We start from the raw sequence: 13,558 nt of genomic DNA, 5'->3' as shown, positions 1-13,558 counted from the left end.
TGACACCCGTCGAGCTGTTGCGGCAAAACGCTCCGGCCACCCGTCCCATAATCGCCCTCAGCGAAGGCAACGACCCCCGCATCACAAAAGGGGCCATCAACGCGCAGAGGGCCAATCTGGCCGATATCATTCTGGTTGGCCCGTACGCCGAGGTCGAAGCAGCCCTGAAAGATCAGGGGGCTGCTGCCTCTCGGGGCGTTGATATCCATGACCCCAAGACTTCGGACCTGACCGAAGAGTTTGCCGAGGCCTTTTTCGAACTGCGCCGGCATAAAGGCGTCGATCGGGCCAAGGCCCGTGCTGCCGTTGAAACACCCCCCGTCTATGCCGCCATGCTGGTGCGCAGCGGACGCGCCACCGGCACTGTAGGAGGGGCCGTTCACACGACCGGCGATATTGTCCGCGCAGCCATCCAGGTGATTGGCATGGCCCCCGATGCAGGAATGGTGTCGTCTTTCTTCCTGATGTACCCGCCGGAAAACGCTCAGCCCGGGGCGCGGGCGATGCTGTATTCCGATTGCGGGCTGGTCATCAATCCGACCGCGGGCGAGCTGAGCAAGATCGCCATCGCATCCGCCGCATCGGCCCGGACGCTGCTGCAGGTCGATCCAAAGATCGCGATGCTCAGCTTTTCCACCAAGGGCAGCGCCAAGCATCCCGATGTGGACAAGGTGATCGAGGCCACTGAGTCGCTACGCCAGGCCGCGCCAGATCTGAACGTCGACGGTGAACTGCAATTCGACGCCGCCTTTGTACCTTCGGTTGGTGAGCGTAAATCACCGGGTTCGTCTGTCGCCGGGCAGGCCAACGTGATGATCTTTCCCAACCTTGATGCTGGCAATATCGGCTACAAAATCACCCAAAGACTGGGGGGCTACACCGCCATTGGTCCGGTCTTGCAGGGGCTGGCCAAACCCGCCAACGACCTGTCCCGCGGATGCAGCGCCGAGGATGTGACCCAGATGATCGCCGTGACCGCGCTGCAGGCAACTGGACTGTAACACTTAATTTTCGCACCGTTCCCGGAACGATGTTCTAAAGTACCGAGGAAACTGACAAAATCCTCCTGACATAACCAACTGGACCCGCAAATGACCCATCAGCAGCCGATCCTTGATACGTCACCGAAAGTCTCGGACGAAATCCGCAGGACCACCTGCTACATGTGCGCCTGCCGATGCGGCATCAACGTCCACATGAAAGACGGCAAGGTTGCTTATATCGAAGGCAATCGCGACCACCCGGTGAACAAGGGTGTCCTGTGTGCCAAGGGATCCGCCGGGATCATGCAGGTCAATGCCCCCTCGCGCCTGCGCAAGCCACTGAAACGGGTCGGCCCGCGTGGCTCGGGTGAATTTGAAGAGATCAGCTGGGACGAAGCGCTGGAACTGGCGGTCAGCTGGCTGGAGCCAATCCGCAAAGACAACCCGGAAAAGCTGGCCTTTTTCACCGGACGGGACCAAAGCCAGAGCTTCACCAGCTTCTGGGCGCAAAATTTCGGAACTTGCAACTATGCGGCGCATGGAGGCTTTTGTTCGGTCAATATGGCTGCGGGCGGCATTTATACGATGGGCGGCGCATTCTGGGAATTCGGCCAGCCTGATTGGGACCACACCAAACTGTTCATGTTGTTTGGCGTGGCCGAAGACCACGACTCCAACCCGATCAAAATGGGTATTGGAAAGATCAAGGCGCGCGGTGCACGTGTTATCGGCGTCAACCCCATCCGCAGCGGATACAACGCCGTCGCTGATGATTGGGTCGGCATCACACCGGGAACTGACGGGCTGTTCATCCTGTCGTTGATCCATGTGCTGATGAAAGCCGGAAAGATCGATCTCGACTATCTCAGCCGCTATACCAATGCCCCGGTTTTGGTGAACGCGTCCGAAGGCGCCGGAAAAGGCCTGTTCCTGCGCGACGATGACGGAAAGCCTCTGGTCATCGACCGGAATACAGGCAAGCTGACGGCTTTCGATACGCCTGGCGTTCGCCCGGATTTGTCGGCGGTCTACGCAAACGACGGTGTCGTTCATCGCCCTGTATTTCACTTGATGGCGGAAAAATACCTGTCCGAGGAGCACGCGCCCGAAGCCGTTGCCGAAACATGCGGTATTCCCGCCAAGCGCATTCGCGCGATTGCCGCGGAACTGGCGCGCGTCGCCTTTGACGAGGCATTCGAACTGGATCACGAATGGACCGATTTCCGGGGCGAGAAACACACAAAGATGATCGGCCGCCCTGTCGCGATGCACTCGATGCGCGGCGTTTCGGCTCATGCCAATGGTTTCCAGACCTGCCGCGCTCTGCACGTGCTGCAAATCATCCTGGGCACGGTCGAGGTTCCCGGCGGTTTCCGCTTCAAGCCCCCCTACCCCAAACCGGTCGAGGCGCACCCGACACCGCATTGCAAGGTGACGCCCAACTCGCCCTTGGATGGCCCGCACTTGGGGTTCGTCCGCGGTCCGGAACACCTTGCACTGAAGGAAGATGGCAGCCCCGCACGGATCGACAAGGCGTTCACCTGGGAAAACCCGATGTCCAGCCACGGGCTGATGCATATGGTGATCTCGAACGCACATGCGGGCGACCCGTACAAGATCGATACGCTGTTCATGTACATGGCCAATATGTCTTGGAACTCGACCATGAACACCACGGGTGTCATCGAGATGCTGACGGACAAGGATGAAAACGGCGATTACGTGATCCCGCGCATCATCTATTCAGACGCCTATTCTTCCGAGATGGTGGCTTACGCGGACCTCATCCTGCCGGATACTACTTACCTCGAACGCCACGACTGTATCTCGCTGCTGGATCGCCCGATTTGCGAGGCGGACGCGGCCGCTGACGCCATCCGCTGGCCTGTGATCGAACCGGACCGTGACGTGCGCGGGTTTCAGTCAGTATTGATCGATCTCGCAAACCGCATGAAGCTCCCGGGTTTCACCCATGAAGACGGCAGCGCAAAATGGGTCGATTACGCCGACTATATCGTCAATCACGAACGCAAGCCGGGTATTGGCCCGCTGGCCGGATTCCGCGGTGAAAACGCCGACAAGGAAGGGCGCGGAGAGGTCAACCCGGATCAGTTGAACCGCTATATCGAAAACGGTGGCTTCTACGTGGCGCATATCCCGCAAGGCGCGGATTACTACAAACCATGGAATACAGCCTATCAGGACTGGGCCGTGGGCATGGGGCTCTATGACAGCCCGCAGCCATACCTATTCCAACTCTACTCCGAACCGATGCGCAAGTTTCAGCTGGCAGCCGAAGGCCATGGCGACCGACAGCCGCCTGATCATCTGCGCCAGCGGATCAAAGACACGATGGACCCGCTTCCGATCTGGTACGAAACCGATCAGCACGGCAACGACGGCTTCACAGTCAACGCGCTGACCCAGCGCCCGATGGCGATGTATCACAGCTGGGGCACGCAAAACGCCTGGCTGCGGCAGTTGCACGGGCGAAATCCGCTTTATGTTCCGACCAGGCTGATGCGCAAGCACGGCCTGAACGACGGAGATTGGGCCAAAATCACATCCCCTCATGGTGAGATTACGGTCCCTGTGATGGAAATGGCCGCGCTGAACGACAACACCGTCTGGACATGGAACGCCATCGGCAAACGCAAAGGCGCCTGGGCCCTGCAAGAGGACGCGCCCGAGGCCACCAAGGGCTTCCTGCTCAACCACCTGATCCACGAATTGCTGCCGCCAAAAGGCGACGGGCTACGTTGGGCCAATTCCGACCCCATTACTGGTCAGGCCGCATGGTTTGACCTGAAGGTGAAAATCGAAAAGGCCGACGCGCCCGCCGATGCCCAAAGCCAGCCTCATTTTGACCCGATCAAATCACCGGTCGGAACTGGCCCCGATAATCTGGCGTGGAAGGTGGGCAAATGACCCAGATCCGCACTTCATCTGGCCACAAATATCCCGGGGGTGAATTGAGCCGCAGGCTCAAGAGGGGGCTGGCCCCCTCACCCGTCCTCAACAGCACAGGTATCCTGACATGACCCAGCTACCAAACTCAACCGAGCGCAAGATGGGTCTGGTGATCGACCTGGACACCTGCGTTGGATGCCATGCCTGCGTGATTTCCTGCAAGGGCTGGAACACGGAAAATTATGGCGCGCCACTGTCCGATCAGGACGCCTATGGTGCCAACCCGTCGGGCACTTTCCTGAACCGCGTGCATTCCTACGAGGTGCAACCGGCGGAAGGGCACGCGCAACTGATCCATTTCCCGAAATCCTGCCTGCATTGCGAAGACGCGCCCTGCGTCACCGTCTGCCCGACCGGGGCCAGCTACAAGCGAACCGAGGATGGCATCGTGCTGGTCAATGAAAGCGACTGCATCGGGTGCGGCCTGTGTGCCTGGTCCTGCCCCTATGGCGCGCGTGAACTGGATAAGGCCGAGGGGGTGATGAAGAAATGCACCCTCTGCGTCGACCGGATCTATAACGAGAACCTGCCCGAGGTGGACCGGATCCCCTCCTGTGTCAGAACCTGCCCGGCGGGCGCGCGGCACTTTGGCGATCTGGGTGATCCGGACAGCGACGTCAGTAAGCTTGTTGCGGAACGCGGCGGAATGGACCTGATGCCCGAAATGGGCACCAAACCCGTCAATAAATATCTGCCGCCGCGCCCGAAAGACACGGTGGAAGACCAGATCGACATCCTGGCCCCCCTGTTGGCACCTGTCGCTGAAGAACCCAAAGGGTTCCTTGGCTGGCTCGATAAGACGTTGGAGAAACTCTGATGCATCCCGCACCCTCCGTCATTCTGTTCACCACCCTGTCCGGTCTGGGTTTCGGCCTGCTGTTCTTTCTTGGCCTGGGGTTTCCGGCTGTCTCGGGTTGGGTGGCTTTTGTGTTCTTCGCCATTGCTTACGGTCTGGCCGTCGGAGGGCTGGTGGCCTCGACCTTCCACCTCGGCCACCCGGAACGGGCCTTGAAGGCTTTTACCCAATGGAAAACCAGCTGGCTTAGCCGTGAGGGCTGGTGCGCCGTGCTCGCCCTGGTCGTCATGGGACTTTATGCGATTGGCGTGGTGTTTCTGGATCGGCAATGGAGCCTGCTGGGTTGGATCGGAGCGTTGATGTCACTGGCGACCGTGTTCACGACTTCGATGATCTACACGCAACTCAAGACCATCCCGCGCTGGAATATGAACCTGACCCCCGCCATGTTCCTGAGCTTCAGCCTGGCAGGTGGTGCGTTGCTGGCTGGCCAGACACGGGTTGCCATTCCGCTTCTGCTGATCGCCGCGTTGGTTCAAATCCTGTATTGGAAGAAAGGCGACAAAGCGCTGGAAGCATCCGGAACGAATCTGGGCACAGCCACAGGTTTGGGTAACCGGGGTACCGTCAGAGCGTTCGAGCCACCGCATACCGGTACCAACTATCTGCTGCGTGAGTTTGTTCATGTGGTCGGGCGCAAACATGCCGATAAGCTAAGGGTGATCTCGTTTGTATTGGCCTTTGTCCTGCCGGTTCTGTTTCTGGTCCTGCCATTCAACCATTTCCTGGCCCTGCTGGCAGTGGCATCGCATCTGGCAGGCATCGCGACCTCGCGCTGGTTGTTCTTTGCGCAGGCTGAACATGTCGTAGGGCTTTATTACGGCAAACGCTGAGGGGGCTCTGCCCCCGCCGCGGCAAGCCGCAGCTCCCCCGGGACATTTTTGGCCAGATGAAGTTTGGATCCTGAAAACCAAAAAGGCGGCACTCGGTAGTCGAGGCCGCCTTTTCCGGTTTCTGAAGGCCGGGTTAGATGAGGCCCGCGTGTGCCATTGCCGCATCAATCGCGGCTTTTGTGTTGTCTTCCAGCTCAGTCAGAGGTGAGCGGACTTCGGTGCTGCAAAGGCCCAGTTTGCTGAGCGCGTATTTGGCGCCGACCAACCCGGGTTCTATAAAGATCGCTTCGTGCAGCGGCATCAGCTTGTCCTGGTATTCCAGTGCCTTTGCATAATCGCCCGACAATGTGGCCTGCTGGAATTCGGCGCATAGCCTGGGAGCCACGTTTGCGGTGACTGAAATGCATCCGACACCGCCATGGGCGTTAAAACCCAGTGCAGTGGCGTCTTCACCGGATAGCTGGCAGAAGTCCTTGCCACAGATCGCGCGCTGCTGGCTGACGCGCGCCAGATCGCCCGTCGCATCCTTGACACCGACAATACGCGGCAACCGGGCCAGTTCGCCCATGGTGGCCGGGGTCATGTCGATGACCGATCGCCCGGGAATGTTGTAGATGATGATCGGAATATCCGCAGCCTCGTGCAGGGCTTGGAAATGCGCGATCAGGCCGCGTTGAGTCGGTTTGTTGTAGTAAGGCGTGACAACCAGCGCCGCATCGGCACCAACTTTTTCGGCGAACTGAACGAACCGGACGGCTTCGACCGTGTTGTTCGACCCGGCACCGGCAATAACCGGAACACGGCCAGCAGCCGTTTTGACCACTTCTGCGATGACCGTTTCGTGTTCGTCGTGGCTGAGCGTCGGGCTTTCGCCGGTGGTTCCAACAGGCACCAGCCCGGTCGAGCCTTCGGAGATCTGCCATTCGACCAGATGTTTAAGCGTCTTCAGGTCCAACTCGCCGTTGTTGAACGGAGTGACGAGGGCTGGCATCGAGCCTTTGAACATGACACGCTCCTTAAGGTGCATATTGCGGTTTTTGCGCCTTGGTCACTCACGTTTCCAGCTTTGTGAGTTGATCCCGGCGGCGCAGGGTTTATCCTCACAGGCTCTATCCTCGGTTGGTTGGGAAATGCAAGGGATGACACGCTTTCTGGCACTGTTGACTGGAGTGATTCTATACGCAGTGACGACACCGCAAGCCGCACGCGCGGATGCGGCCGGTGATTTGCGCGCTGGGCTGTATGAAATGCGCAAGGGCGACTGGAATGTGGCGCTGCGCGTATCGGGCCAGCGTGGCTCGGTCTCGCGCGATGTCATCGTCTGGCACTGGTTACGTGAGGGATTTGGCAGCTCGGGCGATGTGCTGGTGTTTCTCGAACGCCGCCCGGACTGGCCCGGGCTGGACTGGCTGCGCCGCAAGAGTGAGCCAATCTTTACCGGGGCCGATCCGGACAGGGTTCTGAAGTTTTACGCTGGCTTGCCCCCTCAGACTGCTGAAGGCGCGCTGAACTATGCGGTGGCCCTTAAGGCCAAAGGGCGCATTGGCGAGGCGGAGGCCGATATCGTGACAGCCTGGCGCACCATGCCGATGGGGTCGGGGTTGCAAAAGGACTATCTGGAGAACTTTGCCAGACTGCTGAAGCCGCACCATGCCGCGCGGCTGGACCGGATGCTGTGGGATGGCCATTTGGTCAGCGCAGAACAGATGCTGCCCTTGGTCAGCACCGATGAGCGCAAGCTGGCCGAAGCGCGAATCGCGTTGCAGAAACGCCAGCCGGGCGTAGACGGCAAGGTGGCGGCGGTGCCGAAGTCGCTGGCAGATACGCCGGGGCTGGCATTCGACCGTTTTGTCTGGCGGGACAAGAAAGAACTGGATGACAGCGCCGTCGACCTGATGCTGGCACGGTCAAGCGGACCGGAAGCCCTGGGCGAGCCTGACAAATGGGCCGAGGGTCGCCGCCGTCTGGCCCGGCTCGAGATGCGATCGGGGCGGGCGGCGCGTGCTTATGACGTAGCGGCCAAGCACCATATGACCCCCGAAATGGGATATTCCTATGCGGATCTGGAGTGGCTGGCCGGGTTTCTGGCCCTGCGCAAACTGAATGACCCCGCCACAGCCGTGCGACACTTCCAGAATTTTTCGGATGCCGTGCAATCGCCAATCTCGAAAGGGCGCGGCGGCTATTGGCTGGGGCGGGCTTACGCCGAGCTTGGGGACGCAGACAAAGCCTATGAGGCCTACGCCATGGGCGCGGATCATCAGACCTCTTTTTATGGTTTGCTGGCGGCGGAACGGATCGGACGACCATTTGACAAGGAACTGGCCAATCCGCGTCGCGCCCCGCATTGGCGTCAGGCTGAGTTCGCCGATTCCAGCGTTCTGGAAGCCGGGCTGCTGTTGCTCAAGGCCGGCGAAGACAACTTGTCCGAGAGGTTCCTGACCCATCTTGTCGAAGGTCTTGACCCTGTGCAGGCCAATCAGTTGGGCGACCTTGCGATTGAGCTGAAACAGCCGCATCTGGCTGTGATGATCGCCAAGCGGGCAGCGACCACGGGCACCGTTTTGCCTGCGGCCTATTACCCAGTTCATCCGGTGGCCGACATGCGTCTGCCAATGGCCAAGGAAATGACGCTGGCCATCGCGCGGCGCGAAAGCGAATTTGATCCGGTTGTCGTCAGCGGCGCGGGGGCGCGCGGCCTGATGCAAGTGATGCCTGCAACAGCCAAGCTGGTGGCTGGAGAACTGGGGATACTCAGCGGCCATCAGACCGGTCGGTTGACGTCGGACTGGCAATACAATGCCAAGCTTGGCGCCAACTATCTTTCGGGCCTTGCGACCGAGTTCAACGGGAATGTCGTCATGATGGCGGCCGGATACAATGCCGGTCCAAAGCGCCCGATCTCGTGGATGGAACGCTATGGTGATCCGCGCACCGGTGAGGTGGATATCGTAGACTGGATTGAGACCATTCCGTTCAATGAGACGCGCAATTATGTGATGCGCGTGACCGAAAGCCTGCCGGTCTACCGCGCCCGTCTGGGGCAGCCCGCCCTGCCGGTTCCGTTTTCGCAGGAACTGATCGGATCATCGCTGGCGGCGTTCGCGCCATAAGGTAAACAGACCTGCGGCCACAACAATCGCTGCGCCCGTGATAACTTCGGGGCGCAGTTTTTCACCAAAGATCGAAATCCCCAGAATCGCGCTCCAGACAAGGTGGAAATAGGCGAAGGGTTGGACGGCGCTGGCTTCGGCCATCTCATAACATTTGATCAGCAGCCAGTGCCCCGTTGCCCCGCTGACGCACAGCAACGCCATCCACAGCCAGTCGCTGCGGGCCATTGGCTCCCAGAACCACATTCCAAAAAGGGTCATGGCGATGGCACCAACAACGCCGGTCCAGAAAAAGCTGGTGGCCGTGCTGTCCTGACGTGCGACATAGCGCGTCAGCAGGCCGTAAATCGCAAACAGAAACGCCGAGATCAGCGGTATGACGGCCCAAGGATCAAAAACACCAACGCCCGGCTGCAGAATGATCAGAACACCAATGCAACCGACACCGATCGCAACCCAGCGCCGCCATCCAACCTTTTCACCCAGAACCGGACCACTCAGCGCGGCGACAAGCAGGGGATAGCTTATGAAAACGGCCATACTGTCGATCAGACCGAGCACTGTGAAACCGAACACGGCGACGCAGATCTCGGTGGCCAGCAGCAGGCCCCGCAGGATTTGAAGCCCCATCTGGTTCGTCTGCATGGCCGCCCTTAACCCGCCGGAAGATCGCGCCGCCAGTGCAATGACAAAGGCCGCAAAGAACCAATAGCGGATCATCACCACCATGTAGGTGTTATAGGTTCCGGCCAAATGGCGTGAGATACCGTCCTGCAAGGCAAAGACAATCGTCGCGCCCACCATCAGGGCGATACCCGCACCTGCATTGTTTTTCTGCGTCATGCCTTGAGCGCCCGCGTCATGTGCCGCTTGCGGCCATAGCCGGATGTACGGGTGACGGTGAAACCGGCATCCTGAAGCCCGCGGCGAACAAACCCGGCGGCCGTATATGTGGCTGCCGTGCCATCGGTGGCAGTATGCGCCGCCACTTGCTGCATCAGCTCTGCCCCCCACAATTCAGGGTTCTTAGCCGGAGAGAACCCGTCAAGGAACCAGGCGTTGGCCATGCCTGCCCATTGCGGCAGGCTGTTGCGCGCATCGCCGATGATCACTTCGCATTGAAGGGTTTCAAGATTGCAGGCGTGACCTGTCCAATGGGCCAGAAACCGGCTGCTCCACGGGTGTAACTCGGGGAAGGCCTCAAGCGCGCGACGCATATCATCCGTGGCCATGGGAAAGGCTTCGAAACTGGTGAACCGAAGCGGGCCTGTTTGGCCGGATTTCTCCCATTCAGACCAAACCGTCAGCAGGTTCAGACCGGTGCCAAAGCCCATCTCGGCAATATGAAACCCCGGCGCAAAGCGTTCTGGCAGACCATTGCCTGCCAGAAACACATGGCGCGTCTCTTCCAGCCCGTTCTGCAACGAGTAATAGGGATCGTCGAAACGGTCCGAGACCGGTATATGATCCTCGGTCCACGTCAATTCGGCATGCTGGTCTGCCATCGGGGAATCCTGTAGCTAAGCGGCGCGACACTGAACAAGGAAAAGGGAATTGGCAATGGTCGATGTGACGGTTCGCGGGGCAGGAATTTTCGGCCTGTCCATCGCCTGGACCTGCGCCCGGCGGGGCGCGAAGGTACAGGTTGTCGACCCTTTTGGGCCGGGCTCCGGGTCCAGTGGCGGTCTGGTGGGGGCCTTGGCCCCGCATGTGCCCGAAAACTGGAATGCCAAGAAAGCTTTTCAATTCGACAGCCTGATCATGGCCGAACCCTTTTGGCAGCAGGTCGAGGGTACCGGCGGCGTTTCCCCCGGCTATGGCCGTCTGGGCCGTCTTCAACCCATTCCTGACACCCGCAGCCTTGATCTGGCCCGGCAACGCGAAGGTTCAGCCGATCAACTTTGGCAGGGGCTGGCAGAGTGGCGGGTGATCAGCACATCGCAGGCCGGATCGTGGTGCCCGCCCAGCCCCACCGGCTTTGTCATCCGCGATACACTGACAGCGCGCATGCATCCCCGGCGGGCCTGCGCCGCTCTGGTTGCAGCCCTTGAGGTGATGGGCGTTCACGTTGTCAGTAACGCTGATGATAAAGGACAGGTTGTCCACGCCACGGGCCTAGCAGGATTACTGGAACTGAACGACGCCTACGGAAAAACCGTCGGAAACGGTGTCAAAGGCCAGGCCGCCCTGTTGCGCTTTGATGCAGGAGAGATGCCACAGCTATTCGCAGATGCGGTCCATATCGTGCCACATGCGGACGGAACGCTTGCAATCGGATCAACGTCTGAACGGGATTATGACGACCCGACCAGCACAGACAGTGCTTTGGACGATGTCATAGACCGCGCCACGCGCGCGCTGCCGCTTTTGCACGGGGCCGAGGTGATCGAACGTTGGGCCGGGGTGCGTCCCCGCAGCAAAAGCCGCGCCCCGATGTTGGGCCTGCATCCATTGCACCAGGGCCAGTTCATCGCCAATGGCGGCTTCAAGATCGGCTTTGGCATGGCTCCGAAAGTTGCCGAGGTTATGGCCGATCTGATGCTGGAGGACCGGGATTCGATCCCCGATGACTTCCGCCCCGAAGTCTCACTGTAATAGGGCCACAGCCTTCATGCATTGCCGCCCGTCCGGGCCGCGCACCCACATGTCCTGACCTTTCCGGCACAGCTGGGCAGTCTCGAAATGCATCAACGGTGAGGTCGCACGGAAAGAAAACGACTTGAGTGGTCCGCCAAGATCAACTGCAAACAGCATCAGAAGCTGCGCCAGAAGTGGCCCGTGCACAACCAGCCCTGCATATCCTTCCACATCACGCGCATAGTCCAGATCGTAGTGAATGCGATGGCCGTTGAAGGTCAGCGCCGAATAGCGAAACAGCAGGGTGGAATTAAACTCGACCGCGCGGATATCCGTTTCATCCGTGCGCGATTGGGGCGGCGCCGGAGTCATCACACCCGGTGCGGGGTCTTCACGATAAACAAGATCCTGCCATTCTGTCAGACAAAGTTGGCCGCCTTGCCGTATCTCGTGCCGCAACGTGACAAAACCCAACGGGCCGGACCGGCCCGCTTTTGCGCTTTGGTTTTCAAGAACCGATGTCCTGTCAGCAGGGACACCCGCGATCAGCGGTGCATGATATTCCAATTGCCCACCGGCCCACATTCTGCGGGGCAATCCCATATCCGGGATCAGGCCACCCACCTTGGGATGCCCATCCCGCCCCAGCTCGGCAGGCGGTTGCGGCGCCCAGAAATAGAGCTGATGGAAGAATGGCGGCAGAGCTGAGCCTTTGGCAATTGTTGGCTCAGAGCCCAACGCAACCTGAAACGACGCTGCACGGGCCGGGTCAAGGATATCGCTTTGACGCTGTTCCAACATATGGGCAGTCCAAGCTCAGAAACCGGCCTCGGCCCTGAGTTTCTGCATCAGCATGTGCAGCGAGTTTTCGTATCGCTCGGATAACAACCTTCCCTGATCGTCGAACTCATTCGAACTGTCGGCGAGGTGGATTTCCGGACCCTGCAAGATGCGGGGCTGAAAGGGCACCATGCAGGCGCGCAGGATCATCTGTGCCCTTTCCCCACCCGCGCGGCCACCCGCAGCCGACATTACAGCAACCGGCTTGCTCGCCCATGGATTGCCTTTCGTCCGGCTGACCCAGTCCAGTGCGTTTTTCAGAACTCCCGAAGGCCCTTTGTTGTACTCGGGCGTCGAGATGATCACCGCATCCGCCTGCCCGATCTGGTCGGCCAGCATCTGAACAGGTGCCGGTATCCCTTCGGCATCCTCCAGATCGCCATCATAAAGCGGCAGGTTCAGGTCTGCTTCGGTATAGCTGACAGGGTCGAACAACCGGGCCGCTTCGCGCAGCAGTTTGCGGTTCGTCGCGCCCTTGCGCAGGGAGCCGGACAGGCCAAGCAGGGTCGGTTGAGACATCAGGGACAACTCCGTTTCAGTGTTTCCCAATAGTTAGACCGAGATTGGCCCTGACCAAACCCCCATTGACGCACAGTCATTGCGCAACAGGGGCCGGGCCCGAACGGGCCTGCGTTTCAGGATCACGCGTTTCCGCTGGGGACCACAACAATCTCAACCCGACGGTTTTGCGCTTTTCCTTGCGGCGTCAGGTTGGACGCGACCGGGTTGTTTTCACCCTGACCGTAGGTTCTGATACGGCTGTAGCTGACACCATTGGCTTGCAGGATATCCGCGACCGCGTTTGCGCGACGCTCGGACAATCCCTGATTATAAGACGCGTCACCATCGCTGTCGGTATGACCGATGATCTGCACGTTCGAGTTGGGATAGTTGACAAGGTTTTGGCCCACTTTCACCAGATCCGCCCGCAGCGCCGGGCGCACGGTCGAGCTGTCCGTGTCAAACGTAATGTCATTCGGAACAGTCACGATCAGCCGGTCACCCGCATTGACGATGGTAATCCCGTCATTTGCCAGTTGCTGACGCAATTCCGCAGCCTGCTTGTCCAACTGGTTGCCGATCAGACCGCCACCTGTGGCACCAATGGCGGCACCGGCCAGCGCCCCAAGACCCGGGTTCGAATTATTGGCAATCGCGCCGACACCCGCACCGATAAGGCCGCCTAGAACCGCACCCTGCTTGGTGTTTTTGTTGGGGTCGTTCTGAACGGTCAGGGTGCCCGGATCGGTACAGGCCGTCACGGCCATGATTGAACACAAGCCTGTCGCCAGGAAAAACTTTGAAATCGTCATGATATCACCTTCTGCTCCGGTACCCGTTCTTCGGGCTTGATCCATTTCACCCAGTATATCACTGCGCTTGCTC

Annotated in this window: 12 protein-coding genes; 6 read left to right on the top strand and 6 right to left on the bottom strand. The window is 59.7% G+C overall.

Features of this window, described 5'->3' with window-relative positions; translation table 11 throughout:
• From pta to ACR0DY_RS15490, 4 genes are all read left to right on the top strand, one after another.
• On the top strand, positions 1-1,001 hold a 1,001-nt coding region (gene pta, locus ACR0DY_RS15505), incomplete at its 5' end, for a phosphate acetyltransferase (protein WP_480898639.1).
• A gap of 90 nt (positions 1,002-1,091) precedes the next feature.
• On the top strand, positions 1,092-3,911 hold the full coding sequence (locus ACR0DY_RS15500) for a molybdopterin oxidoreductase family protein (RefSeq protein WP_480898636.1): 2,820 nt from the start codon (positions 1,092-1,094) through the stop codon (positions 3,909-3,911).
• 109 nt (positions 3,912-4,020) lie between these two features.
• Complete coding sequence (locus ACR0DY_RS15495; protein ID WP_209504939.1) at positions 4,021-4,770, top strand: 4Fe-4S dicluster domain-containing protein; 750 nt, start codon at positions 4,021-4,023, stop codon at positions 4,768-4,770.
• Entirely contained in the window at positions 4,770-5,642 is an 873-nt protein-coding gene (locus tag ACR0DY_RS15490; RefSeq protein WP_480546569.1) for a dimethyl sulfoxide reductase anchor subunit family protein, read from the top strand. The genes ACR0DY_RS15495 and ACR0DY_RS15490 overlap by 1 nt, the downstream gene beginning before the upstream one ends.
• A 133-nt stretch (positions 5,643-5,775) precedes the next feature.
• Here ACR0DY_RS15490 and dapA read toward each other — a convergent pair whose 3' ends face one another.
• Positions 5,776-6,648, bottom strand: a complete 873-nt coding sequence (gene dapA, locus ACR0DY_RS15485; RefSeq protein WP_480546637.1) for a 4-hydroxy-tetrahydrodipicolinate synthase — start codon at positions 6,646-6,648, stop codon at positions 5,776-5,778.
• A gap of 133 nt (positions 6,649-6,781) precedes the next feature.
• Between dapA and ACR0DY_RS15480 the strand changes: the two genes are divergently transcribed.
• A complete protein-coding gene (locus ACR0DY_RS15480; protein ID WP_480546571.1) occupies positions 6,782-8,755 on the top strand; it encodes a lytic transglycosylase domain-containing protein in 1,974 nt (657 codons plus the stop codon).
• On the opposite strand, the gene ACR0DY_RS15475 is transcribed toward ACR0DY_RS15480, so the two are convergent.
• The gene (locus ACR0DY_RS15475) at positions 8,729-9,598 is read right to left on the bottom strand and encodes a DMT family transporter (protein ID WP_480546573.1); all 870 of its coding nucleotides are present in this window, start codon (positions 9,596-9,598) and stop codon (positions 8,729-8,731) included. The genes ACR0DY_RS15480 and ACR0DY_RS15475 overlap by 27 nt on opposite strands.
• Entirely contained in the window at positions 9,595-10,260 is a 666-nt protein-coding gene (gene mnmC2 / locus ACR0DY_RS15470; RefSeq protein WP_480484083.1) for a tRNA (5-methylaminomethyl-2-thiouridine)(34)-methyltransferase MnmC2, read from the bottom strand. Before mnmC2 ends, ACR0DY_RS15475 begins: the two co-directional genes overlap by 4 nt.
• A 55-nt stretch (positions 10,261-10,315) precedes the next feature.
• Between mnmC2 and ACR0DY_RS15465 the strand changes: the two genes are divergently transcribed.
• Entirely contained in the window at positions 10,316-11,350 is a 1,035-nt protein-coding gene (locus tag ACR0DY_RS15465; RefSeq protein ID WP_480484084.1) for an NAD(P)/FAD-dependent oxidoreductase, read from the top strand.
• Here the strand turns inward: ACR0DY_RS15465 and ACR0DY_RS15460 are convergent.
• The 3 genes from ACR0DY_RS15460 to ACR0DY_RS15450 all read right to left on the bottom strand — a co-directional run bounded on the left by ACR0DY_RS15460 (position 11,342) and on the right by ACR0DY_RS15450 (position 13,485).
• Entirely contained in the window at positions 11,342-12,133 is a 792-nt protein-coding gene (locus tag ACR0DY_RS15460; RefSeq protein ID WP_480484085.1) for an HTD2 family dehydratase, read from the bottom strand. The genes ACR0DY_RS15465 and ACR0DY_RS15460 overlap by 9 nt on opposite strands.
• Before the next feature lie 15 nt (positions 12,134-12,148).
• The gene (locus ACR0DY_RS15455; protein WP_480488644.1) at positions 12,149-12,691 is read right to left on the bottom strand and encodes an NADPH-dependent FMN reductase; all 543 of its coding nucleotides are present in this window, start codon (positions 12,689-12,691) and stop codon (positions 12,149-12,151) included.
• Positions 12,692-12,813: 122 nt separating this feature from the next.
• The gene (locus tag ACR0DY_RS15450; protein ID WP_209505259.1) at positions 12,814-13,485 is read right to left on the bottom strand and encodes a YiaD family glycine zipper/OmpA-like lipoprotein; all 672 of its coding nucleotides are present in this window, start codon (positions 13,483-13,485) and stop codon (positions 12,814-12,816) included.
• Positions 13,486-13,558: the final 73 nt, after the last annotated feature.

Source organism: Ruegeria sp. O6, assembly GCF_056535045.1.
The sequence above is the reverse complement of the archived record's forward strand: the minus strand, read 5'-3'. Positions and strand labels throughout refer to the sequence as shown.